The organism is Halomonas denitrificans (assembly GCA_019800895.1).
Lineage (GTDB): Bacteria > Pseudomonadota > Gammaproteobacteria > Xanthomonadales > Wenzhouxiangellaceae.
On sequence record JAHVKF010000003.1, the window covers coordinates 1 to 24,949 of the forward strand.

At 68.4% G+C, this 24,949-nt stretch carries 14 protein-coding genes; 8 read left to right on the top strand and 6 right to left on the bottom strand.

Annotated elements, in window-relative coordinates:
- The coding region (locus KUV67_08665; protein ID MBY6204951.1) for a DUF11 domain-containing protein at positions 1 to 6,825 on the top strand (6,825 nt) is incomplete at its 5' end.
- Between the two features lie 76 nt (positions 6,826 to 6,901).
- Positions 6,902 to 8,548, top strand: a complete 1,647-nt coding sequence (locus KUV67_08670) for a DUF11 domain-containing protein (GenBank protein MBY6204952.1) — start codon at positions 6,902 to 6,904, stop codon at positions 8,546 to 8,548.
- A 9-nt stretch (positions 8,549 to 8,557) separates the two neighbouring features.
- On the opposite strand, the gene KUV67_08675 is transcribed toward KUV67_08670, so the two are convergent.
- Positions 8,558 to 9,199, bottom strand: a complete 642-nt coding sequence (locus tag KUV67_08675; protein MBY6204953.1) for a glutathione S-transferase family protein — start codon at positions 9,197 to 9,199, stop codon at positions 8,558 to 8,560.
- A 127-nt stretch (positions 9,200 to 9,326) separates the two neighbouring features.
- On the opposite strand from KUV67_08675, the gene KUV67_08680 reads away from it, so the two are divergent.
- Positions 9,327 to 10,697: an HD-GYP domain-containing protein gene (locus KUV67_08680; protein ID MBY6204954.1), complete on the top strand. Its 1,371-nt coding sequence runs from the start codon at positions 9,327 to 9,329 to the stop codon at positions 10,695 to 10,697.
- An 87-nt stretch (positions 10,698 to 10,784) separates the two neighbouring features.
- On the opposite strand, the gene mnmC is transcribed toward KUV67_08680, so the two are convergent.
- Complete coding sequence (gene mnmC, locus KUV67_08685) at positions 10,785 to 12,593, bottom strand: bifunctional tRNA (5-methylaminomethyl-2-thiouridine)(34)-methyltransferase MnmD/FAD-dependent 5-carboxymethylaminomethyl-2-thiouridine(34) oxidoreductase MnmC (protein ID MBY6204955.1); 1,809 nt, start codon at positions 12,591 to 12,593, stop codon at positions 10,785 to 10,787.
- 89 nt (positions 12,594 to 12,682) lie between these two features.
- Between mnmC and KUV67_08690 the strand changes: the two genes are divergently transcribed.
- Both KUV67_08690 and KUV67_08695 read left to right on the top strand, forming a co-directional pair.
- On the top strand, positions 12,683 to 13,561 hold the full coding sequence (locus tag KUV67_08690) for an NYN domain-containing protein (GenBank protein ID MBY6204956.1): 879 nt from the start codon (positions 12,683 to 12,685) through the stop codon (positions 13,559 to 13,561).
- Between the two features lie 13 nt (positions 13,562 to 13,574).
- Positions 13,575 to 14,408 (top strand): polysaccharide deacetylase family protein, encoded by an 834-nt coding sequence (locus KUV67_08695; GenBank protein MBY6204957.1) that lies wholly within the window; start codon positions 13,575 to 13,577, stop codon positions 14,406 to 14,408.
- Here KUV67_08695 and KUV67_08700 read toward each other — a convergent pair.
- Positions 14,333 to 15,472: an alcohol dehydrogenase catalytic domain-containing protein gene (locus tag KUV67_08700; protein ID MBY6204958.1), complete on the bottom strand. Its 1,140-nt coding sequence runs from the start codon at positions 15,470 to 15,472 to the stop codon at positions 14,333 to 14,335. The two genes, KUV67_08695 and KUV67_08700, sit on opposite strands and share 76 nt — an antisense overlap.
- A 250-nt stretch (positions 15,473 to 15,722) precedes the next feature.
- Here KUV67_08700 and KUV67_08705 point away from each other — a divergent pair, with 250 nt between their 5' ends.
- The 3 genes from KUV67_08705 (at position 15,723) to KUV67_08715 (ending at position 22,016) form a co-directional block, all read left to right on the top strand.
- The gene (locus tag KUV67_08705) at positions 15,723 to 16,766 is read left to right on the top strand and encodes a sodium:calcium antiporter (protein ID MBY6204959.1); all 1,044 of its coding nucleotides are present in this window, start codon (positions 15,723 to 15,725) and stop codon (positions 16,764 to 16,766) included.
- Positions 16,767 to 16,828: 62 nt separating this feature from the next.
- Positions 16,829 to 19,072: a DNA topoisomerase IV subunit A gene (gene parC / locus KUV67_08710; GenBank protein MBY6204960.1), complete on the top strand. Its 2,244-nt coding sequence runs from the start codon at positions 16,829 to 16,831 to the stop codon at positions 19,070 to 19,072.
- Positions 19,073 to 19,226: 154 nt separating this feature from the next.
- Positions 19,227 to 22,016 (top strand): insulinase family protein, encoded by a 2,790-nt coding sequence (locus KUV67_08715; GenBank protein MBY6204961.1) that lies wholly within the window; start codon positions 19,227 to 19,229, stop codon positions 22,014 to 22,016.
- A gap of 43 nt (positions 22,017 to 22,059) precedes the next feature.
- On the opposite strand, the gene KUV67_08720 is transcribed toward KUV67_08715, so the two are convergent.
- The 3 genes from KUV67_08720 to KUV67_08730 form a co-directional block, all read right to left on the bottom strand.
- Entirely contained in the window at positions 22,060 to 22,980 is a 921-nt protein-coding gene (locus KUV67_08720; GenBank protein ID MBY6204962.1) for a DMT family transporter, read from the bottom strand.
- A gap of 63 nt (positions 22,981 to 23,043) precedes the next feature.
- Positions 23,044 to 24,435, bottom strand: coding sequence for a PhoH family protein (locus KUV67_08725; GenBank protein ID MBY6204963.1), 1,392 nt, complete (start codon positions 24,433 to 24,435; stop codon positions 23,044 to 23,046).
- 44 nt (positions 24,436 to 24,479) lie between these two features.
- Positions 24,480 to 24,941, bottom strand: a complete 462-nt coding sequence (locus tag KUV67_08730; GenBank protein ID MBY6204964.1) for a peroxiredoxin — start codon at positions 24,939 to 24,941, stop codon at positions 24,480 to 24,482.
- Positions 24,942 to 24,949 lie beyond the last annotated feature (8 nt).

The following is a 24,949-nucleotide window of genomic DNA, read 5'->3' on the forward strand; positions in this document are numbered from 1 at the left end:
TGGACCTACACGATCAGCTACACGGTCAGCCAGGCGGACATCGACGCCGGCGCGGACCTGATCAACAGCGCATCGGTTGCGACCAACGAAGTGCCGGGTCCGACGACCGACTCCGCGACGACGCCGGTCAATGCGGCCGCCAGCCTGACGATCACCAAGACCCAGTCCGGCGGCCCGAACCCGGTGACCGCCGCAGGGCAAGTCATCGACTACACGATCGTTGTCGAGAACACCGGTGCGGTCACGCAGACCGGCGTCAGCACTTCCGACACGCTGCCCGACGGCAGCGCAGGCACCCTGACCGGCCCGGCCGAGTCCATCTCTTCCAACGGCGACCTCGATGTCGGCGAGACCTGGACCTACACGATCAGCTATACGGTCACGCAGGCGGACGTCGACGCCGGCAATGATCTCGTCAACACCGCTTCGGTGACTACGACGCAGGTTCCTGGCCCGACCACCGACACCGCGACGACCCCGGTCAACGCCGCGGCCAGCCTGACGATCACCAAGACCCAGACGGGCGGTCCGAACCCGGTGACCGCCGCAGGGCAAGTCATCGACTACACGATCGTGGTCGAGAACACCGGCAGCGTGACCCAGACCGGCGTCTCGACAAACGACGTTCTTCCGGACGGATCCGCAGGCACGCTGACCGGACCGGTCGAGTCCATCTCGGCGAACGGTCAGCTGGACGTGGGCGAGACCTGGACCTACACGATCAGCTACACGGTCAGCCAGGCGGACATCGACGCCGGCGCGGACCTGATCAACAGCGCATCGGTTGCGACCAACGAAGTGCCGGGCCCGACCACCGACACCGCGACGACCCCGGTCAATGCCGCGGCGAGCCTGACGATCACGAAAACCCAGTCCGGCGGCCCGAACCCGGTCACGGCCGCGGGCCAGTCGATCGACTACACGATCGTGGTCGAGAACACCGGCAGCGTGACCCAGACCGGCGTCAGCACTTCCGATACGCTGCCCGACGGCAGTGCAGGTGTGCTCTCCGGTCCGGTCGAGTCCATCTCTTCCAACGGAGACCTCGACGTCGGCGAGACCTGGACGTACACGATCAGCTATACGGTCAGCCAAGCGGACATCGACGCGGGCAGTGATCTCGTCAACACGGCAACCGTCACCACGACGCAGGTCCCTGGACCGACCACCGACACGGCCACCACGCCCGTCAACGCCGCGGCGAGCCTGACGATCACGAAAACCCAGTCCGGCGGCCCGACCCCGGTCACGGCCGCGGGCCAGTCCATCGACTACACGATCGTGGTCGAGAACACCGGCAGCGTGACCCAGACCGGCGTCAGCACCTCCGACACGCTGCCCGACGGCAGCGCAGGCACCCTGATCGGACCGACCGAGTCCATCTCGGCGAACGGTCAGCTGGACGTCGGTGAGACCTGGACCTACACGATCAGCTACACGGTCAGCCAGGCGGACATCGACGCCGGCGCGGACCTGATCAACAGCGCATCGGTTGCGACCAACGAAGTGCCGGGTCCGACGACCGACTCCGCGACGACCCCGGTCAATGCGGCCGCGAGCCTGACGATCACCAAGACCCAGACGGGCGGTCCGAACCCGGTGACCTCCGCAGGGCAAGTCATCGACTACACGATCGTGGTCGAGAACACCGGCAGCGTGACCCAGACCGGCGTCTCGACAAACGACGTTCTTCCGGACGGATCGGCTGGCACGCTGACTGGACCGGTCGAGTCGTTGAATGCCGACGGCCAGCTGGACGTCGGTGAGACCTGGACCTACACGATCAGCTACACGGTCACGCAGGCGGACGTCGACGCCGGCAATGATCTCGTCAACACCGCTTCGGTGACCACGACGCAGGTTCCTGGCCCGACCACCGACACCGCGACGACGCCGGTCAATGCGGCCGCGAGCCTGACGATCACCAAGACCCAGACGGGCGGTCCGAACCCGGTGACCGCCGCAGGGCAGGTCATCGACTACACGATCGTGGTCGAGAACACCGGCAGCGTGACCCAGACCGGCGTCTCGACAAACGACGTTCTTCCGGACGGATCGGCTGGCACGCTGTCCGGCCCGACCGAGTCCATCTCCGCGAACGGGCAGCTGGACGTCGGCGAGACCTGGACCTACACGATCAGCTATACGGTCAGCCAGGCCGACGTCGACGCCGGCAGTGATCTTGTCAACACCGCTTCGGTGGCGACCAATGAAGTGCCGGGCCCGACGAGCGACACGGCCACCACGCCGATCAACGCCGCGGCCAGCCTGACGATCACCAAGACCCAGACGGGCGGCCCGAACCCGGTGACCGCCGCAGGGCAAGTCATCGACTACACGATCGTTGTCGAGAACACCGGCAGCGTGACCCAGACCGGCGTCAGCACCTCCGACACGCTGCCCGACGGCAGCGCAGGCACCCTGACCGGCCCGGCCGAGTCCATCTCTTCCAACGGCGACCTCGATGTCGGCGAGACCTGGACCTACACGATCAGCTATACGGTCACGCAGGCGGACGTCGACGCCGGCAATGATCTCGTCAACACCGCTTCGGTGGCCACGACGCAGGTTCCTGGCCCGACCACCGACACCGCGACGACGCCGGTCAATGCGGCCGCGAGCCTGACGATCACCAAGACCCAGTCCGGCGGCCCGAACCCGGTGACCGCCGCAGGGCAAGTCATCGACTACACGATCGTGGTCGAGAACACCGGTGCGGTCACGCAGACCGGCGTCAGCACTTCCGATACGCTGCCCGACGGCAGTGCAGGTGTGCTCTCCGGTCCGGTCGAATCGTTGAATGCCGACGGCCAACTCGAGGTTGGCGAGACCTGGACCTACACGATCAGCTACACGGTCAGCCAGGCCGACGTCGATGCCGGTGCCGACCTGGTCAACACCGCGAGTGTCACCACGACGCAGGTCCCGGGCCCGACGAGCGACACGGCCACCACGCCGATCAACGCGGCGGCCAGCCTGACGATCACCAAGACCCAGACGGGCGGTCCGAACCCGGTCACGGCCGCGGGGCAGGTCATCGACTACACGATCGTGGTCGAGAACACCGGCAGCGTGACCCAGACCGGCGTCTCGACAAACGACGTTCTTCCGGACGGATCCGCAGGCACGCTGACCGGACCGGTCGAGTCCATCTCGGCGAACGGTCAGCTGGACGTGGGCGAGACCTGGACGTACACCATCAGCTATACGGTCACCCAGGCGGACATCGACGCGGGCAGTGACCTCGTCAACACGGCGAGTGTCACCACGACGCAGGTCCCTGGACCGACCACGGACACGGCGACCACGCCGATCAACGCGGCGGCCAGCCTGACGATCACCAAGACCCAGACGGGCGGTCCGAACCCGGTCACGGCCGCGGGGCAGGTCATCGACTACACGATCGTGGTCGAGAACACCGGCGCGGTTACCCAGACCGGCGTCTCGACGAGCGACGTTCTTCCGGACGGCTCGGCTGGCACGCTCTCCGGTCCGGTCGAATCGTTGAATGCCGACGGTCAACTCGAGGTTGGCGAGAGTTGGACCTACACGATCAGCTACACGGTCACGCAGGCCGACGTCGATGCCGGTGCCGACCTGGTCAACATCGCAACTGTCACCACGACCCAGGTGCCGGGCCCGACGTCGGATACCGCGACGACCCCGGTCTCGCCCCCGCAGATCGGCGTGACCAAGACGTCCGACCCGGTCTCCGGGTCGACGGTGGAGGCCGGCGACACGATCACCTATACATTGACCCTGAACGTCGCCAACGGTCCGACCACGGCCGACGTGGTCCTGTCCGACACGCTGGACGCCGACCTGACCGGCTTCCAGGTGGTCAGCGCCGGGGCATTCGCGATCGCCGGCAGCAATCCGTACAGCTTCACGCTGGCCGCGGGTGCGGCGACCGGCAGCTATACCGTGGTCTACAGCGCCGACGTTTCGGCGTCCGCCAGCGGCTCGGTCGGCAACAGCGTGGTGGTGACCGGCGACGGCGGCGATCCGGATCCGGAGTGCACCAGCTGCACGACCAACCACCCGGTCGCCGACCCCGCCGTCGTCGTCGTCAAGAGCGCCGATCCTGCCAGCGGTATCGATGTGACCGCCGGTCAGACCATCACCTACACGCTCACGGCGACCATCAGCGCTGCTGCGTTGACCGCCGACCTGGTGCTGACCGACACGCTCGGGGCCGGCCTGACCTTCGGTTCGGTGACCGCACCCGGTGCGTTCGCGGCCAACACCGCAGGGAATCCGCTGACGTTCACGCTGCCGAGCGGCACGGTGCCCGGAACCTACGCCGTCGAGTACACCGTCACGGTCGACGACGATGCCAGCGGCTCGGTCGGCAACAGCGTGGTGGTGTCCGGCGACGGCGGCGATCCGGATCCGGAGTGCACCAGCTGTACGACCAACCACCCGGTCGCCGACCCGGCAATCGTGGTCGTGAAGAGCGCCGATCCCGCGGACGGAAGCACCGTGGCGGCGGGGCAGACGATCACGTACACGGTCACGGCGACGGTCGGTGACGCAGCGCTGACGTCCGACCTGGTCCTGACCGACGTGTTGAGCGCGGGACTGACCTTCGGCGCGGTGACCAGCGCCGGGGCCTACACCGCGGACGGCTCGGGCGCACCGACGCTGACCTTCACGCTGCCTTCGGGTACCGTACCGGGCACCTACGCGGTCGAGTACACGGCGACGGTCGATGCCGATGCGACCGGCTCGGTCGGCAACAATGTCGCCGTGACCGGCGACGGCGGCGACCCGGATCCGGAGTGCACCAGTTGCACGACGAGCCACCCGGTCCTCAACGTCGAGGTCGCGAAGGCGTCCGATCCTGCCGACGGCTCGACCGTGGCGGCGGGCGACCTGATCACCTACACGGTCACCGCGACGGTGCTCGACGGCACGCTGACGGCCGACCTGGTGCTGACCGATACGCTGGGAGCTGGCCTGAGCTTCGGTGCGGTGACCGTACCCGGCGCGTTCACGCCCGATGCGAGCGCTGCGCCGGTGCTGACGTTCACGCTGCCGGCCGGGACCGGCCCGGGCACCTACGCGGTCGAGTACACGGCGACGGTCGATCCGGACGCCACGGGATCGGTCGGGAACAGCGTGGTCGTGACCGGCGACGGCGGCGATCCCGATCCGGAATGCACCGGCTGCACGACGAGCCATCCGGTCCTCAACGTCGAGGTCGCGAAGGCGTCCGATCCTGCCGACGGCTCGACCGTGGCGGCGGGCGACACGATCACCTACACGGTCACCGCGACGGTGCTTGACGGCACGCTGGCGGCCGACCTGGTGCTGACCGATACGCTGGGCGCGGGCCTGACCTTCGGCGCCGTGACCGCACCGGGCGCGTTCACGCCCGATGCGAGCGGTGCACCGGTGCTGACGTTCACGTTGCCGGCCGGAACCGGGCCAGGCACTTACGCGGTCGAGTACACCGCGACGGTCGACGCCGATGCCACCGGTTCGGTGGGCAACAGCGTGGTCGTGACCGGCGACGGCGGCGATCCGGCCCCCGAGTGCGCGAACTGCTCGACCACGCACCCGCTGACGGACCCGGTCGTGGTGGTCGCCAAGGCATCGAGCCCGGCCAGCGGCACCGAGCTTGTCGTCGGTCAGACCGTCGACTACACGCTCACCGTCGATGTCGGCAATGCCGCGCTGACGTCCGACCTCGTGCTGACGGACACGCTTGGAAGCGGACTGACCTTCGGCGCGGTGACCGACCCCGGAGCGTTCGTGTCCGATAGCTCGGCGGCGCCGGTCCTGACGTTCACGCTGCCGTCGGGGACGGTTCCCGGGGTCTACCAGGTCGACTACAGCGCGACCGTCGATGCCGATGCCGGTGGAACGACCGTCGGCAACAGCGTCGAGCCTTCCGGCGGCGGCGATCCCGATCCCGAGTGCTCGAGCTGCACGACGACGCACCCGGTCCGTACCCTGTCGCTGGACAAGCGGGTCGTGTCTCTGAGCGCCACGGGGCCGAACAGCTGGCGCATCGACTACGAGATCGAGATCGTCAACCCTGGTCAGACCGCGGTGCTCTACACGCTGATCGACACGCTCGGGTTCACTACCACCGGGTTGCAGGTCGGCGCGACCGGCCTGGTATCGACCACGGGCGGTGTGCTCGACCCGGCGATCGCCTCGGGTCAGTTCACGCCGGCCGTCGGAACCGCACTCCAGGTCTCGGAAACCGACGTCGCCATCGGCGCCGGTGCCACCCACCGCTACCGGCTCGCGATTCCCTTCGGCGTCGTGGCCGGCCAGCTCCAGGACGGAGCCTGCAACGGGTCGGCGGGGAACGGTTTGTACAACCTGGCCGAGATTCCCGGCGCGCCGACGCTCGGCGCGGACGCCTGCGCGTCGATCGACGAGAGCGGGGACGTCGCGATCGAACTGATCAAGACCGTCGAGCTTGGCGTGGACTTCAACGGCAACGACTACGGCGACGTCGGCGACGTGCTGTTCTACACGTTCGAGATCACGAACATCGGGACCGAGCCGCTGACCGACGTCCAGCTGATCGATCTGCTGGTCGACGACCTCGTGTGCATGGCCCGGGCCTCCGACGGCGAGCCGCTCCAGGTGCTGCCGCACGATGCGGTTCGCTACGACGGCTTCGAGCAGGGCGGGCTGGGCGCCCTCAATCCTTCGGCCTCGATCGTGTGTTCGGCCACCCACGAACTGACCGCGCAGGACGTCTCGCGACGGCGCGTCGAGAACACCGCGACCGCGCTCGGCACCGGGCCGAACGGCGAAGTCGTCAGTTCGGTCAGTACCGCGGTTTACACTTCGTTCCAATGACCGAGAGGAATCGACCATGACGCTGCTCGATACGCCAACGTCGACCCGATCGGTCGCAGACCGGACCGGCGACCCGATGCGATCAACCCCGTCCGTTCATGCCCCGGTGTCCGGCTCGACCCCGCTGGTCGTTTCGGTGCTGTCCTGGCTGATGGTTGCCGGGTCGATGCTGGCTGCCGTGCAGGCCTCGGCGTTCACGCTGGAGTCGACGCCTGCGGCACGTGCGGCCGACGGTTCGGCCGTGGTCGACGTCAGACTCGTGGCGCCGGAGCCATCGCAGGACGGGCGCAGCACCGCCTCCCTCGACCTTCATGTCTCGGCCGGGACCGTCGACGGTTGCGGCGATCTGACGGCCCGGATCGCGACCGCCGGGGCGGCGGAATGCTCCTGGGCCCTGCCCGCCCGCATCGATCACGCCGGAATGCAGGCGATCGTGCGCTACGACGACGGAACGAGCGAGGTCCGCAGCCTTCGTTGGTCCGGCCTGCGTGGAGCAACCGTTCCGCAAGGCGTGCTGGCGCTGGTGTCGAGCGGAGTGCATGTCGACACCGACCTGGACGGCGTACTGGATGCCGGCGAAACGATCGATTATCGGTACCGTCTGATCAACCTCGGCTCGCTCGCCCTGGACTCGCTCGCCGTCACGGACCTCGATGGCGGGGTGACCTGCCCGGCGGCCACGCTGGCGATCGGGGCCGACCAGGTCTGCCTGCGCAGCCACGTGATCACGGCGGTGGAGGCGGCCGCCGGACGGGTCGAGAACGTGATCGAGGCCACCGGCTCGGACGCGCTCGGCCTGCCGGTACAGAGCTCGGACCTGGTGATCCGGGTCGATCTGGCTGGGCGCAGCGGCATTGCCGTGCTCAAGAGCCCGTTCCTGGCCGACGACGTGGACGGCAGCGGCTTCGCCAGCCTCGGCGACATCGTCCGCTACGACTTCGTGGCGACCAATACCAACGACGACGAGCTGACCGACGTCGAACTGGTCGAGCCCGATCCTTCGCTGATCGACACGCCGATCGTCTGCAGTTCGACGACCTTCGATGGAAACCCGTTCACCGGCAACGGTACCGGCGTTCTCGCCGGCGGCGACTCGGTGCTGTGCACGGCCACCTACGAGATCCGCCAGGGCGACGTCGATGCGGGGCAGGCACTGAACCTGGTGCAGGTGTTCGGAACGAATCCGTTCGCGATCCGCATCAGCGGCAGCGGAGCCACCTCGCTGGTGCTGCCCGGCCCGGGCTCGCTGGCCGTCAGCAAGACGGTTGAACCCCCGGTCGTGGTTGCCGGGCAACCGGTGATCTACACGATCACGGTGACCAACACCGGCCCGGGCACGCTGTTCGACGTCGGCATCATCGATCCGATTCCGGTCGGGATCGTCTCCTTCGACTGGACCTGTGCCGGCAGCTACTGCCCGAACCCCAGCGGCACCGGCGCGATCAACGAGATGATTCCGGCGCTTCCGGCCGGCGAACAGGTGGTCTACACCGTCGAGGCCGAAGTCGCGATGGACGCGCCGGACGGTATCGAGAACGTGGTGGACGTCACGCCGCCGAGCCTGATCGGCTGCGAGCCCCACGGTGGGCCGCCGCCGTGCATCGGCATCGCGCCGATCGTCGTCATCGGCCAGGCGATCGGCGTACCGGCGCTCGACCGTCTCGGACTGGTCGCGCTGGTCCTGCTGCTTGCCCTGGGCGTGCTGGTTCGGCGCGCGACCTGATCGGCTCGGTCAGCCGACGCCCAGGCGCTCGGCTGCCCGGGCGCGCCACTCCAGCAGCGTCCGATGCCTCGGCTGCGGTTGCAGCTTCAGGCCCCAGCCGGCGAACTCCAGGATCACCCAGGCCGTGATGTCTGCCCCGGAGAACGGACCGCCGGCGATCCAGGCGCCACTGTCGGCTCCGGTCTCGAGGCGCGTGTCCAGCCGGTCGAAGAAGCGCTCGACGCGCTGGCGGCCGCGCTCGGCCAGCTCCGGAAGCTGGGCCACCGGCGTGGGTCCCGGCAGACCGCGGTCCTTCATGCCCGGGGCACCGTTGCGGAAACCCTCCATGACCGCGAGCAGGCCTTGCATTTCCAGCCAGTGGTCCGTGTCGAGAATGCGGGCCCGCTCCAGCGGGGTGCGGCCGTAAAGCGGCACGCCCTCGGAGATCTCGTCGAGATAGCGGCAGATCGCGACGACTTCGCTGATCCGTGTACCGTCATCGAGTTCCAGCACGGGCACCGTGCCGTCGGGATTGATCTCGAGGAAACCGGCCTCGAGCTGGCCCCCTGAGGCGAGGTCGACGGTCTCGACCGGCAACTCGATGCCGCGGGCTTCGAGGAACAGGTGCACACGGCGGGGGCTGGGGGCGCGTTCGTCGCTGTAGAGTTTCATCGCGTCAGCATGCGCCAGCGCCGCGGTCCCGGTCAAACGCGTGCGGGTCAAACCGAGGAAAAGCATCGAGTTACGGCCGCAGTCGTCGTAGAATGCAGGTTCTCCGTTCCGAGGCCCATCGCCGCCGATGTTCTGGTCCCGCAAGTCCGATGCCGACAAGCCGCCCGAGTCCCAGGACGAGGAATCGGTGGCGTGGCTGTGGGACAACGAAATCCTGATCGAGCCGCAGAACCTGCAGGTGGGACACTTCGTCGCGCGCATGGACAAGCGCTGGCGAGACACGCCGTTCCCCCTCGAGGGCGTGATGATCCTGTCCGAAGACCAGCGTTCCTGGTTCCTCGAGAACTGCCACTGGCTGGTCATCGACCTGCTGCGCAGCCGCAACGGCTATCGCCCGCCGCGCGCGAACATTCCCTATCGGCGAATCGTGCGCAACCGGACCGATGCCGAGAATCCGGATGCGCCGGTCAACATGCTGCGCCGGGCGCGGCTCGATTCGGACACCGTGCCCCGGTCGATCGACGGCCACGACCTGCTGTACCGGCGTGCCGGCGCGCTGATCGATTCGATCCAGCGCCACGGGCGGGTGGATATCGAATCGGCACGGCTGGGCATCCGCCAGATCGCCGAGACCCTCGAACACAATATCGCAGCGATGGTCTGGCTGACCCGGATCAAGGACGTCGACCAGTACACGGCCGAGCACTGCGTGAACGTCGCCATCCTGTCGATGGGCCTGGCGCGATCGTTGAACTGGAAGCCCGAGGAGGTCGAGCAGGCCGGACTGGCCGGACTGCTCCACGATCTCGGCAAGACCAAGCTCGACCAGGCCATCCTGAACAAGCCCGGTCGCCTTACGCCGGAAGAGCAGGAGCACATCCGGCACCATTCGCGCCTCGGCTACGAGATGCTGAAATCCGACGAGACGATCCATCCGCGCATCCGGCAGGCCGTGCTCGAGCACCATGAACGGCCCGACGGAAAGGGCTACCCGCTGGGTCGCGACCGGACCAGTCTCCATCCCCTGGGGTCGCTGGTCAGCGTGGTCGATGCCTACGACGCGATCACCTCGTTCCGGCCCTACAGTGCCGCCCGATCGCACCACGAAGCGCTGGGCATCCTCTGGAAGACCCGGGACCGCCAGTTCGACGCCGAGATGGTCGAGGTGCTGATCCAGTTCCTCGGCTGGATCACGCCGGGCACGCTGGTCCGCCTGACCGACAAGGACCACGCGGTCGTCCTCCAAGCCAGCGCCGAACATCGTCTCTGGCCGATCGTGCGCAAGCTCGTCCCGACCGGCGACGGAGAGGGCGCCGGGTTCCGGGCCGGCCGGCGCATCGACCTGGCCGAGCACAACAAGGCCCACCCGGAGAAGAGCATCCGGGTCGCCGAGGTGCTTCCCGACGGCGCGCTGGATGTCGACCTCAAGGCATTGCTGCGCGACGAAGCGCAGGACGTCACCGACGTGGCCGATCCCGGCGACATCGATCACGACTGAATCCGCCGCCGGCCAGGCGCCGGCGTCTCGTCCTTGCGAGGCCTCTTTCGATGGCCGAACGGTCCGTCGGCCAGCGGCTGCTGCGGCTCAGTCGAACCGGCTCGGTGCCAGCGCCTCGCGGATCGCTCGATCGATCGGTGCCGGTGCGCCCGTCAGGCGGTCGGCGATGGACTCGGCGGCCAGCGGCGTGCTGCTGAGTCCCCGGCTGCCGAAGGCGATGTTCAGCCAGGTGCCCGCCGGGGCATCCTGCGAGCGCTGTCGCCATGGACCGACCAGCGGCAGGTAGTCGCGCGACGTACACCGAAAGCCGACCCGCGCGCCGCGCACCTCGCAGGATTCGCCGCCGAGCGCCGCCCACTGTCCCGGACACCAACGGCGCAGTGCGTCGAGGTTGGCCCGGTCGTCCTCGTCGCGGACCGCTGCGGTCGAGGTGTGGAGGTCGAAGGTCGCCCCGATACAGTGCACGCCGTCGAGCGCCGGCGCCAGGTAACCGGTGTGGCATACGGCCCGCGTCCAGGCAAGGCTGGTGGGACGGGCCGCGACTTCGGTCACCTGGCCGCGGATCGTGCGGATCGGCAGCCCGGGCCGCTCGAGCAGGTCCGCCGTGGCCCCGCTGGTGCACAACACCACGGCGTCGGCTTCGAGCACCGTGCCGTTCGACAGCCGGACCGCGCACTCTCCTTCGAGGCGCTCGACGCGAGTTCCGGACTGCACCTCGATGCCCGCACGATCGACCAGCGCACGGCACCACGCCGGCGGACGAACGACGCCACCGCCGGTAAGAAGGACGCGGTCCTCGTCGAGCCGCTGCAGGAGGTCGGATGGCCAGTGGCCCGAAGTCAGCGCGCCGAGGATCTTCCTGCGCTGGCGGTCATCGGTGAGCACCTGCTCGACGCCGCCGAAGCGCGCGATGCCCCTGGCCTCCGCGCCTGCGAGGCGGAATCGGCGCAGCGCGTGCAGCCAGCTCGACTGGTAGAAGCGGTTCTGCGGCGTCGCCATGCCGCTCGGGGTGGTGTAGACCACGCCGCTGCGATTGCCCGAGGCGCCCTCGGCGATCCCCGCGCCATCGATCAGGCGGCACGTCCATCCCCGGGCCGACAGCGCGTTCGCCGTCGTGCATCCCGCCAGGCCCGCTCCGATCACGAGCGCGTGGCCGCGAGCGACCGTTCGCGGCGTCCAGCGCCCCGGGAAGCGCGCTTCCAGGCGATGCCGCTTCCGCCCGAAGCCCGGCCGGCGCTCGACCGCGAAGCCGGCGTCGGCCAGCCCACGCCGTACGGCACCGGCGGCGGAAAACGTGGCCAGCGCGGCGCCCGGCCGGCTCAGGCGAGCGATCCGCGCGAACAGCGCCGCCGACCACATCGACGGATTGCGGCTGGGCGCGAAGCCGTCGAGAAACCATGCATCCACGGCCGCGTCCTGGGCGGCCCACATCGCGGTCGCATCGCCGAACATCAGGGTAAGGTCGACCTCGCTGGTCAGCCACAAGCGATGGAAACCGCAGACCGCCGGCGGATACTGATCGACCAGTGGCTGCGCCCAGTCGGCGAGTTCCGGCCAGGCAGCCAGCGCACGCGCGAGGTCGGCGCGGGGCAGGGGATGCTTTTCGGCAGAAACCAGGTGAAGCCGCGCGCCGGGCGCGGCGTGCCGGCGGAACAGGGCGGCGGCCAGCAACAGGTTCAGTCCGGTGCCGAAGCCGGTTTCACCGATGACGAAGGCGTCGCCGGCGCGCAGGCGATCGAAGCGGCCAGCGAGGTCGCAGCCGTCGAGGAACACCCGCTGGCTTTCCTCCGGCCCGCCGGCGATCGAGAAGTAGGTGTCCTCGAAGGCCGGCGCGGCCGGCGTGACGCCGTCCCATTCGATCTTCGCCAGCTCGATCGGGTCCATGTCGGGCTGCATTCGCCCATTCTCGCCCACCCGGCGCATCCGCGTGCGGGCCGGGTCCGGCTGATATGCTGTGCACCCAGATTCGCCGGAGTTCCTCCTGTATGCAACCTGCCACCCGCAATCTCGCCCTGTTCTGCGATTTCGAGAACATCGCGCTCGGCGTGCGCGACGCCCGCTACTCGGCGTTCGACATCAAGAAAGTGCTCGAACGACTCCTGCTGAAGGGCAACATCGTGGTCAAGAAGGCCTACTGCGACTGGGCTCGCTACAAGGAGTTCAAGCCGGCCATGCACGAGGCCGCGTTCGAACTGATCGAGATCCCGCACGTCCGGATGTCCGGCAAGAATTCGGCCGATATCCGCATGGTGGTCGATGCGCTCGACCTCTGCTACACCAAGGCCCACGTCGATACCTTTGTCGTGATTTCGGGTGACTCGGATTTCTCGCCGCTGGTCAGCAAGCTGCGCGAGAACAACAAGGTCGTTATTGGCGTTGGCGTGAAGAGTTCGACCTCGGACCTGCTGACGTCGAACTGCGACGAGTTCATCTTCTACGACGACCTGGTCCGCGACAGCGAGAAGAAGTCCCAGCGCAGGCAGCAAGCCGCGAAGAAGAAGTCGAAGAAGAAAAAGAAGAAGGCGCAGGCGAAGAACGGGAACGGCGGCGGCAGTACCGGCGCGTCCGGTTCGGGCGGCGGCGAATCGAGCAGCGGCGAGGAAACGCGCCGCCAGGAAGGGTTCGACAAGGTACTGGAAACGATCGAGGCGCTGTTCCGCGACCGCGACGAATCGGAAAAGGTCTGGGGCTCGATGGTCAAGCAGACGCTCAAGCGCCGCAGCCCCGGGTTCAGCGAGAGTTACCACGGCTTCAAGTCCTTCGGCCAGCTGCTCGAGGACATGCAGACCGAGGGCCTGGTCGAGCTCCGGCACGACGAGAAGTCCGGCGGCTACATCATCGAGAGCTTCGAGTCGGACGACTGAAGGCACCCCATCGATGACCGCGCGTTTCCTGGTTCTCGCCTGGCACTCGATCAACGTGACCGGGAACGACTACGCGAACAACGACCTGGTGGCTTTCGGTCGGGACCTGGAAGGTCTCGACCGCAACGGCTGGACGATCCTTCCGCTGGGCGATGCCCTGGCCGGGCTGGACTCGGGCGACCTCCCGGCCCGGACCGCGGTGCTGACCCTCGACGACGGTTCGATCATGGACTGGCACCCGTTCGATCATCCCACCGCCGGCCCGCAGCAATCCGCGTACCAGCGGCTGTCGGCGTTCGCGACCGCACGGCGGGAAGGAAGCCGGCATCGACTCCATGCCAGCGTCTTCGTGCAGGCCTCGCCCGATGCGCGCGCCGAACTCGATCGCACCGATTATTTCTCGCTCGGCGTCTGGGGCGACGACTGGTGGGCCGCTGCGAATGCAAGCGGCCTGATGACCGTCGAGAACCACAGCTGGGACCACAACCATCCGTCGCTGGCTCGTACGGCCGGTGACCCCGACCGGCCGCGGAACTTCCTGTCGATCGACGACGAGGCGAGCTGCCGGGCCGAGATCGAGCAGGCCTCCGACTGCATCGAGCGCATCGCCGGCCGTCGGCCCCGGTACTTCGCCTATCCCTGGGGCCAGGCCAGCGATTACCTGCGCGGCGAGTTCCTGCCGCGCTACGGTGAGTCGATCGGCCTGGAGGCCGCGCTGGGTTGTGATCCCGGTGCGGTGACGCGGGGCTCGGACCGCTGGTACCTGCCGCGCTACGTCTGCGGTCGCGACTGGTCGTCGCCCGAGGGCTTCGAGGCCGTGCTTCGGGACGCCGCAGCGGGGTCCTGATCGCACGGGCTCCGGCCCTGCGGTGGCAGCTCGCGAGAAATCCAGGGCCGAAGCACGAAGGCGCCGCGGACGGCGCCGAACCGGATCCGCTTCAGGGCGTCGTTGGCCTGCTCGAGCGGCAGTTCGGTGATCTCGGGCCGGAGGCCGTGCTCGGACGCCGCGGCCAGGAATTCGCGAAGGTCGGCGCGCGTGACGTTGGCCACCGATTTGATCTCCTTTTCGCGCCAGAGCTGGCTCGGGTAGTCGAGTCCGGCGAGCCGGTCGCGGTCGCCGGTTTCCTTGGCGATGGCATTGACCACCAGCCGGCCGCCCGGCGCGAGCCGGCTCAGCGCCGCCAGGACGGTCCCCCAGACCGGAGTCGTGTCGATGATCGCGTCGGGGGCGTCGGGCGGCTCGTCGTGGGTGTCGCCGGCCCAGGCCGCTCCCAGCTCGATCGCCTGTTCGCGCTGGTCCGGGTTGCGGGCGAAGACCATCACCGGGCTGTCGGGCAGCAGCGCGCCGGCCAGGGCCAGCACCAGGTGATTGGATGCGCCGAAGCCGGTCAGACCCAGGGTCTGGCCGTTCTGCACGCCGGCCAGCTGCAGGCTGCGGTAGCCGATCGCGCCGGCGCACAGCATCGGCGCGGCCTGCGCATCGTCGAGCCCGTCGGGAATCGGCACCGCGAACGCGGCGCGAACGGTCATGTACTCGGCATAGCCGCCGTCCCGATCGCGCCCGGTGCCCTGGAACATGGGGCAGAGGTTCTCTTCGCCGCGTTCGCACCAGCGGCAGGTGCCGCAGGCGGAGGCGATCCAGCCGACGCCGACCCGACGGTACGCAAGGTCACCGTCCGTGCCAGGACCGAGCGCATCGACCGTGCCGACGACCTGGTGTCCGGGAATGCGCGGAACGGGCGTGTCGACCCGGCCCTCGATCTGGTCCAGCTCGGTGTGACAGACAGCGCAGGCGGTCACCCGCAGCCGAAGCTCTCCCGGGCCGGGCAAGGGGGCCTCGACCTCGACCGCGGACAGCGGGTTCGAAGCGCGGTCGATCCGGGCGATCCGTTCCAGTCGCATGGCGCGCATGGCTGCAAGTGTAGCGTCGAAGACGCCGAGGTCCGGCCCTCGACCGGGCCGGAGCGGCCGAGCGATCGACGGTCGGCGCATGAGCGTCGCGCCGAGGCGCCGTTCGGTGTAGGGTTCTGTGGTCCCGCTGTCCATCTTGCGGGGCGACGCATCGGCGGTGCATCGAAGGCTCGTGGACTCGATGCCCCGGCGACTCGCATCCCGATCATCCGTACTTCGACGACCGGCCCCGACTGCAGGAATCGACGCCATGGCACTGTTGAACCCGGAAGACTGGTCGTTGGCCCTGAGCGTGATCGTGTTCCTTCTGTGCGCCGCTTCCATCGGCGTCGTCGGAACAAGGATCACCCGGGTCGTCGATCAGCTCGCCGACGTCACCGGCATCGGCGAGGCGGTCGCCGGCGCACTGCTGCTGGGCGCCGCGACGTCGTTGTCCGGAGCGGTGCTCTCGGTGACCGCGGCCGCGAACGGCAGCGCGGATCTCTCGGTCGGCAATGCACTCGGGGGCATCGCGGTGCAGACGCTGTTCCTTGCCGTGGCCGATTTCTTCCACCGGCGGGCCAATCTCGAACACGCCGCGGCCTCGGCAGCGAACATGCTGCAGAACGCCCTGCTCATCTCCCTGCTGGCCCTGATCCTGCTGGCGCCGAACCTGCCCGACGCCACGATCTGGGGCATCCATCCGGTCACGCCCGCGTTGCTCGCCCTGTACGCGTTCGGAATCCGGATGGTGCGCACGGCGCGGCGCGATCCGATGTGGGTCCCCTCGTCGACGCGCAGCACCGAGCCCGATACGCCGGACGACACGTCCCGCATGCCGCCGAAGGGCCGCTTGTGGACGAGCTTCGCGGTCCTGGCCGGGGTTCTGGGTGTGAGCGGGTGGTTGCTCGAGTCGGCGGCGTCGAACATCGCTGCGGACCTGGGTGTGAGCCTGTCGGTCGTCGGGGTGCTGATGACCGCCGTGGTGACCTCGCTGCCGGAGCTCGTGACCTCGATCGCCGCCGTGCGCCGCGGGGCCCTGACGCTGGCGATCGGCGGCATCATCGGCGGCAATGCGTTCGATACGCTGTTCACGGCGGCATCCGATGTGGCCTACCGCGACGGATCCATCTACCACGCGATGCCCGGCGCGTTGATCGAATGGCTCGCGCTGACCCTGCTGATGTGCGGCGTGCTGATGATGGGGCTGGTCCGGCGCCAGGAGCGCGGCCTGGCCGGCATCGGCTTCGAGAGCGTCGCGATCATCGCGCTGTACGGGCTCGGCGTGGTGCTGATGATCGTCGACGGCGGCTGAGGACCTCGCGTCCGCCGGCCCGCTGGTCCCGCCGGCGCGCTCGTTTGGTGGACAATAGCCGGATGACGAACGAAACCGCGAACCTCCCCTTCGAGCAGATGCCGCTCCGTCAGTACGCCGAGCGCGCCTACCTCGACTACTCGATGTACGTGATCCTCGACCGCGCGCTGCCCCACGTCGGCGACGGGCTGAAGCCGGTGCAGCGCCGGATCGTCTACGCGATGAGCGAACTCGGCCTGTCGGCGGCGTCGAAGCACAAGAAATCCGCGCGCACGGTCGGCGACGTGATCGGCAAGTTCCATCCGCACGGCGACTCGGCCTGCTACGAGGCGATGGTGCTGATGGCCCAGCCGTTCTCGTACCGGTACCCGCTGATCGACGGCCAGGGCAATTTCGGCTCGCCGGACGACCCCAAGTCCTTCGCCGCGATGCGCTACACCGAGTCGCGGCTGGCGCCCTACGCCAAGCTGCTGCTGGCCGAGTTGGGGCAGGGTACGGTCGACTGGGTCCCCAATTTCGACGGCACGCTGAAGGAGCCGAAGCTGCTGCCCGCCCGGGTGCCGAACATCCTGCTCAACGGTGGACAGGGCATTGCCGTGGGCATGGCCACGGACATCCCTCCGCACAATCTCCGCGAGGTGGTCTCGGCGACGATCCGGCTGCTCGAGAAGCCGCGCAGCAGTCTCGACGACCTGTGCGAGCACATCCAGGGTCCCGATTTTCCGACCGCCGGCGAGATCGTCACGCCGCGCGAGGATATCCGCGCGCTCTACGAGACCGGCCACGGCAGCATCCGCCAGCGGGCGGTCTACGAGAAGGAGGGCGACGAGGTCATCGTCACCGCCCTGCCGCACCAGGTCTCGCCGGCCAAGGTGCTCGAGCAGATCGCGGCGCAGATGCAGGCGAAGAAGCTGCCGATGCTGACCGACATCCGCGACGAGTCGGACCACGAGCACCCGACCCGGCTGGTGCTGGTGCCGCGCTCGAACCGGGTCGACATCGAGACCCTGATGGCGCACCTGTTCGCGACCACGGACCTCGAGCGCACCTACCGCGTCAACCTGAACGTGATCGGCAACGACGGCAAGCCGGGCGTGCGCAACCTGAAGGAGCTGCTGGCCGAGTGGATCGACTTCCGGCGCGCGACCGTGACCCGACGCCTCGAGCACCGCCTGGACCAGGTCGTCGATCGACTGCACGTGCTCGAAGGCTTCCTGATCGCGTTCCTGAACATCGACGAGGTCATCGCGATCATCCGCGAGAACGACGAGCCCAAGCCCGTCCTGATGAAGCGCTTCGACCTGACCGGGACGCAGGCCGAGGCCATCCTCGAACTCAAGCTGCGCCATCTCGCGAAGCTCGAGGAAATGAAGATCCGCGGCGAGCGCGACGAGCTCGAGGACGAGCGCCAGACGCTGGAAGCGACGCTGGACTCGCCGAAGAAGCTGACCCGCCTGATCCGCGACGAGTTGCTCGAGGACGCGGAGACGTACGGCGACGACCGCCGCTCGCCGATCGTCGAACGGGACGCCGCTCAGGCGCTGAAGGAAACCGACCTGGTGCCCTCCGAGCCGGTGACCGTCGTGCTTTCGGAGAACGGCTGGATCCGCGCGGCGAAGGGACATGACATCGACCCGGCGGAGATGAACTACAAGGCCGGCGACGGCTATCAGCACGCCGCCCGCGGCCGCTCGAACCAGTTCGCCTGCGCGATCGATTCGACCGGCCGCAGCTACTCGATGCCGGCCCACGAGCTGCCGTCGGCGCGCAGCCTCGGCGAGCCCTTGACCGGCCGCTTCGCGCCGCCCGACGGCGCGGCCTTCCTCGGGGTCGCCGTCGGCGATCCGTCCGACCGGATCCTGCTGGCGACCAGCGCCGGCTACGGCTTCACCACGCGGCTGGAAAACCTCTACACCCGCCAGAAGGCCGGCAAGCAGCTGTTGACCGTGCCCGACGGCGCGGTCGTCCTGCCGCCGGCGCCGGTCGCCGAGGCCGACGAGGCGGTGATCGTCTGCGCGACCAGCGGCGGTCACCTGCTGGCCTATTACCTGAGCGAGCTCCCGGAACTGGCCCGAGGCAAGGGCAACAAGCTGATCCATATTCCCCCCAAGGCCCGCAAGGACGGCGAGGCGATGACCGGGGCGATCGCGCTGGTCAAGGGCCAGGACTGCCTGGTCTGGGCCGGCAAGCGCTATCTCCGCCTTTCCTGGTCGGATACGGAAGGCTACTGGGGCGAGCGCGCGCAGCGCGGCGGCCTGCTGCCGCGCGGCTTCCGCAACGTCGACCGGCTGACCCTGGCGGACTGAATCGGTCGCGTCGGCGCGTCCCGGTCCGGCGGCGCCGGTGCAGCCCGACGCGGCGATCGGCCGGGAATCCGTGACTTCTGGCCGACGACGGTCGAACCCCGGCGGTGGCATGCTGTCGCAAGGGGAGCGTTGTCAACCAGACTGGAAGGAAACCATGATCCGAATCCATCAACGATTCGCGGCGGGGCTTGTCGCTGCGTTCGCACTGCTGTTCACCGTCGCCGCTGCGGCCCAGGACGATGGGCCCGAGCTCGTCACCGAGGTCGAAGGCATCGCCGAATACAGGCTGGACAACGGCCTGAAGGTGCTTCTGATGCCGGACGCGAGCCGGCCGACCACGACCGTCAATGTCACCTACTTCGTCGGCTCCAAGCACGAGAGCTACGGCGAGTCGGGCATGGCGCACCTGCTCGAGCACCTGGTGTTCATGGGCACGCCCGATCACGAGAACATCAAGCAGCAGATCACCGAGCGGGGCGGCTTCGCCAACGGCACGACCTGGTGGGAGCGCACCAACTACTTCCAGACGCTGCCCGCCGACACCGGTGAGGGCGACGACAACCTCGAGTGGGCCGTCCGCATGGAGGCCGACCGGATGGTCAATTCGTTCATCGCCGCCGAAGACCTCGAAAGCGAGATGACGGTCGTGCGCAACGAGTTCGAGATCGGCGAGAACAGCCCGTTCCGGGTGCTGCTGCAGCGGGTCATGGCCACGGCCTACGAGTGGCACGGCTACGGCCGCTCGACGATCGGCGCGCGCGCCGACCTGGAGAACGTGCCGATCGAGCGCCTGCAGCGCTTCTATCGCCAGTACTACCAGCCCGACAACGCGATGGTGATCATCTCGGGCAATTTCGAGCGCGAGCGCGCGCTGTCGCTGGTCGAAGAGTACTTCGGCGCCATCCCAGCACCCGAGCGCGACCTGGACTCGAAGCTGTGGGACACCTACACCCGCGAGCCCTACCAGGACGGCCCGCGCGAAGTCACGGTTCGCCGCTCCGGCGCCACGCCGACGCTGATGGCGGCCTACCACGTGCCGTCGGCGCTGCACGAGGACTTCGCCGCGGTCGAAGCGCTGGCTCATGTCCTCGGCGATACGCCGTCCGGGCGCCTGCACAAGGCGCTGGTCGAACCGGGCCTGGCCAGCGACGTCGGTGCGCTGGTGTTCCGCCTGCCCGAGCCCTCGCTTCTGCTGGCCTACGTCAACCTGCCGGAAGACGGCGATGTCGAAGCCGCCGAGGCCGCGCTGAGCGAGACCCTGGCCGGACTGGCCGCCAACCCGCCGAGCGAAGAGGAAGTCAAGCGCGCCGTGGCCTCGCTGACCAGCGACATGGAGCGGAACCTCAACGACAGCCAGCTGGTCGGCATCGGCCTGTCCGAGTGGGCCGCGACCGGCGACTGGCGGATGATGTTCCTCCACCGCGATCGACTGGAAGCGGTGGAAACGGCCGATGTGGCCGACGCGGCCGCGACCTACGTGACGCGTGACAACCGCACCCTGGGCCGCTTCATTCCCGACAGCGACCCGGAACGCGCCGTGGTCGAAGCCGCGCCCGATCCCGAGACCCTGCTGGCCGGCTACACCGGTCGCGAGACCCGCAGCGAAGGCGAAGCGTTCGAGCCGACGCCGGAGAACATCGAAGCCCGGGTCCAGCGCTACACCATGGACAACGGCGCCGAGGTCGCACTCCTGCCGAAATCCACCCGCGGCGAACGCGTGCGCGGCACCGTCGTCATGCGGATCGGCAACCTCGACGCACTGAGCGGCCTCGATTCGATCCCGGACGCCACCGTGTCCATGCTGTCGCGCGGTACCGAGAACCTGACGCGGCAGGAGATCGCCGACCGGCTCGACGAGCTGCAGTCCGGGCTGATCGTCAGCGGCTCGCGCTCGGTCTCGGTCTCGATCGACACCCGGCGCGAGAACCTGATGGCGGTGCTCGACCTGATGGCCGAGGTCGGCAAGCGCCCGACCTTCCCCGAGAGCGAGCTCGAGGAGTACAAGCGCCAGGCGCTGGCCGGCATCGACCGGGCCAGCGACGACCCCGCATCGGTCGCTTCGCGCGAACTGTCGCTGTATCGGAACAGCAAGCCGGCGGACCATCCCGACTACACCCCGAGCTTCGAGGAGGCGAAGGCCCGCATCGAGTCGTTGACGGTCGAGCAGCTGCGCGATTTCCACGCCCGCTTCCATGGTTTCGGGCCGGGAACCACGGTCGCCTTCGTCGGCGATTTCGATGCCGACGCGTTGCGTGCCAAGCTCGACGAGCACTTCGGCGACTGGACGGCCGACGAGACGTTCCAGCGCTGGTCGGACGACTACGAGCCCGTCGCCCCCACGCGCATGCTGCGCCAGCTCGACGACAAGGCCAGCGCCGTGTTGATCGCCGGCCAGGGCTTCCCGATGAGCGATACCCATCCCGACTTCGTGGCGCTGGAGCTGGCCGGCCACATGCTCGGCGGCGGGTTCCTGAGTTCGCGCCTCGGCGACCGGATCCGCAACGAGGAAGGTCTCAGCTACGCGGTGGGTGGCGGCATCAACGCGCACCCGATCGACGAGAACGGAACCTTCTTCGCCTTCGCCATGTTCGCGCCGGAGAACCTCGATCGGCTCGAAGAGGTGCTGGCCGAGGAACTCGAGCGGGCGGTCGAGGAGGGCTTCACCGAAGACGAGCTGGAGTCGGCCAAGACCGGCTACCTGCAGCAGCTGCTGCTGCAGCGCTCCGACGACGGCTCGCTGGCCGGCCTCCTGTCCTCGGGCCTGTACTTCGACCGCGACATGGACTGGTACGCCGAGCGCGAGGCCGCGATCGAGGCCCTGACCGTCGAAGCGGTCAATGACGCGGTGTCCGAGTGGCTCGATCCGGACGAACTGGTGATCGCGATCGCCGGCGATTTCACCGGCAACGATTCCGAGGACGGGGAGACCCCGGCCGAGGACTGACGAGCCGACCCCGGCCACCCGGCGCCCGGCGCCGGGTGGTGGTCTAGCGGCGCGCGGCGCGCGACTGCATCCCCAGGTAGATTCCCAGCAGCGCCAAGCCGGCGCCCACGGCCTGGAGCGCGACCAGCGCCAGGTCGAACCACAGCAGGTCCCAGAGGATCGACAGCACGGGCTGCAGCAGCAACAGCAGGCCGACCACCGACGCCGGCAGCCCGGGCATGCCCCGGGTGATCGCCAGCCATCCGACCACCTGGCAGACGATGCCCAGCCCGAGCAGACTGAACAGGGTCTGCCGGTCGGGAATGGCAAAGCCGTTGCCTTCGATCCCGTTGATCACGACCAGCATCGCCGCGCAGGCGATCGAAACCTGCAGCAGGCGCGCCTCCGGCCGGATGCCGGGGTTGCGAATCTGGAAGCCGCGCAGGCTGAGCAGGTAGCTGCCGTAGGCGCAGGCGGTCAGCAGGCCGAACAGGATGCCCACGCGGGCGCCCGCATCCAGCGAGGCCCAGTCGCGGCCGAACAGCAGCCACAGGCCCAGCATGGCCAATGCCAGGCCGCCGGCGAAGCGCCAGCCGACCCGCTCCTTCATCCACAGCACGCCGGCGGCGGCCAGTACGAAGACCTGGAAGTTGGCCAGCAGCGTGGACAGCCCCGGACCGATCAGTAGGATCGAGCGGTGCCAGGCCCAGAGATCGACGGTGAAGAACGCGGCGATCAGGATCGACCCCGTCCAGTTTCGCGATAGCCCGACACGCATCGAGGGAACCAGCGCCAGGAGCAGCGCCAGTGCAGCGCTGCCGAACAGCATCCGGTAGACCGCGGACGTCGTCGCCGGCACGTCGGCCAGCCGGGTGAACACCGCCGCGAAGCTGATCATCACCGCGCCGGCGGTCACCAGCACGGCGTTGAGGGTCAGGCGGCGGGCGGCCTCCGGATCCGGGTCTGTGGGTTCGGTGGGGCGCATGCGGCGAAGCATACCGGCACCGGGAACGTGCCGTCGTCGCCTTGCGCGACCCGACCGGCTGCCCTACAGGGCGTCGGAGGCGAAGTCGGCCAGGCGCGACCGCTCACCGCGCTTGAGCGTGATGTGCCCGGCGTGCGGCCAGTTCTTGAAGCGGTCGACGGCGAAGGTCAGGCCCGAGGTCGTCTCGGTCAGGTACGGCGTGTCGATCTGCTCGACGTTGCCGAGGCAGACGATCTTGGTTCCCGGCCCGGCGCGCGTCACCAGGGTCTTCATCTGCTTCGGCGTGATGTTCTGGGCCTCGTCGATGATCAGGTAGCGGTTCAGGAAGGTCCGGCCGCGCATGAAGTTCAGCGAGCGGATCTTGACCCGCGAGGTCATCAGGTCGTTGGTGACCGCGCGCCCCCAGTCGCCGCCGTGCTCGTCGGACTCGGTCAGCACCTCGAGGTTGTCGGTCAGGGCACCCATCCACGGCGACATCTTCTCTTCCTCGGTGCCGGGCAGGTAGCCGATGTCCTCGCCCACCGACACGGTTGCGCGGGTCATGATGATCTCGCGGTAGATCGGCTCGTCGAGGGTCTGGGCCAGCCCCGCGGCGAGGGTCAGGAGGGTCTTGCCCGTGCCGGCGGTGCCGAGCAGGGTGACGAAGTCGATCTCCGGGTCCATCAGCAGGTTCAACGCGAAGTTCTGTTCGGGGTTGCGTGCAGTGATGCCCCAGACGCTGTGCGGACCGTGGGTGTAGTCGGTCGAAACCTGGATCACGAAATGGTCGTCGGTGACGTCGCGGACCATGGCCTCCATGCCGTTGTCCCCGGTCAGGCGCAGGCACTGGTTCGGGTGCCAGTCGTCGTCCTCGACCCGCTGGAGCCGATAGAAGGTGTTGCCGCCTTCGCTCCAGGAGTCGGCAATGGCGTGTCGGTCCCAGAAATCGTTGTCGTGCTCGGACAGCCCGTTGTAGAGCAGGCTCAGGTCGTCCAGTGCGCGGTCGTTGTGATAGTCCTCGGCGGGGATGCCGTGGATGGCGGCCTTGATCCTCAGGTTGATGTCCTTGGACACCAGCACGACTTCGCGGTCCGGATGACGCTGGGTCAGCTGCATCGCCGCGCGGAGGATCTCGTTGTCGGCCTTGGCGCGCAGCGCGCTCGGCGCGTCGTCGACATCCTCGCCGCCGGTCTGGAAGAACAGCCGGCCGGTACCGATGCGGAAGTTCAGGCCGTCCGGCATGGCCAGCGGCAGGCCGTCGTCGAGCTCCGGTCCACCCTGCATCATCTGGCCGATGAAGCGGCTGACCTGGCGGACGTTGCGCGCGACCTCGGTCATGCCCTTCTTGGCCGCGTCGAGTTCTTCGAGTACGACCATCGGCAGGTAGATGTCGTGTTCCTCGAAGCGGAACAGGGCGGTCGGGTCGTGCATCAGCACGTTCGTATCGAGCAGGTAGAGCCTGCTGGAGTCGGTCATGGGCACTTCCTGTGGCGTCGGTGGGGAGGCGGTGACCGGCGAACTCACAGTTCGCGCACCGCGTCGAGGACCTCCTCGGCGTGCCCCGGAACCTTCACCTTGCGCCACTCCCGGACGATGTCGCCGTCGGCACCGATCAGGAAGGTGCTCCGCTCGATGCCCATCACCTTCTTCCCGTACATGTTCTTTTCCTTGATCACATCGAACTGCCTGCACAGCTGCTCATCGGTATCGGCGATCAGGGGGAAGGGCAGGTCGTAGTTGCCACGGAAGTTCTCGTGCGACTTCACGCTGTCGCGCGAGACGCCGACGATCCGCGCGCCGAGCTTTTCGAACTGGTCGTTGAGGTCACGGAAGGCCTCGCTCTCACGCGTGCATCCCGGCGTGTTGTCTCGCGGATAGAAATAGACCACCAGCGGCTGACCGCGGAAATCCTGCAGGGCCAGCTCGGAATCGCCGGTGGCCGGGAGTCGGGGCGTTTCGATCGGAGTTTCGATGTCTGCCATGGTTTCGT

Excerpts from the sequence above, each read along its gene's own strand:
- KUV67_08670 (MBY6204952.1), top strand. The coding sequence starts at position 6,902 with ATGCGATCAACCCCGTCCGTTCATGCCCCGGTGTCCGGCTCGACCCCG.
- KUV67_08675 (MBY6204953.1), bottom strand. The coding sequence starts at position 9,199 with ATGAAACTCTACAGCGACGAACGCGCCCCCAGCCCCCGCCGTGTGCAC.
- KUV67_08680 (MBY6204954.1), top strand. The coding sequence starts at position 9,327 with ATGTTCTGGTCCCGCAAGTCCGATGCCGACAAGCCGCCCGAGTCCCAG.
- mnmC (MBY6204955.1), bottom strand. The coding sequence starts at position 12,593 with ATGCAGCCCGACATGGACCCGATCGAGCTGGCGAAGATCGAATGGGAC.
- KUV67_08690 (MBY6204956.1), top strand. The coding sequence starts at position 12,683 with ATGCAACCTGCCACCCGCAATCTCGCCCTGTTCTGCGATTTCGAGAAC.
- KUV67_08695 (MBY6204957.1), top strand. The coding sequence starts at position 13,575 with ATGACCGCGCGTTTCCTGGTTCTCGCCTGGCACTCGATCAACGTGACC.
- KUV67_08700 (MBY6204958.1), bottom strand. The coding sequence starts at position 15,472 with ATGCGCGCCATGCGACTGGAACGGATCGCCCGGATCGACCGCGCTTCG.
- KUV67_08705 (MBY6204959.1), top strand. The coding sequence starts at position 15,723 with ATGGCACTGTTGAACCCGGAAGACTGGTCGTTGGCCCTGAGCGTGATC.
- parC (MBY6204960.1), top strand. The coding sequence starts at position 16,829 with ATGACGAACGAAACCGCGAACCTCCCCTTCGAGCAGATGCCGCTCCGT.
- KUV67_08715 (MBY6204961.1), top strand. The coding sequence starts at position 19,227 with ATGATCCGAATCCATCAACGATTCGCGGCGGGGCTTGTCGCTGCGTTC.
- KUV67_08720 (MBY6204962.1), bottom strand. The coding sequence starts at position 22,980 with ATGCGCCCCACCGAACCCACAGACCCGGATCCGGAGGCCGCCCGCCGC.
- KUV67_08725 (MBY6204963.1), bottom strand. The coding sequence starts at position 24,435 with ATGACCGACTCCAGCAGGCTCTACCTGCTCGATACGAACGTGCTGATG.
- KUV67_08730 (MBY6204964.1), bottom strand. The coding sequence starts at position 24,941 with ATGGCAGACATCGAAACTCCGATCGAAACGCCCCGACTCCCGGCCACC.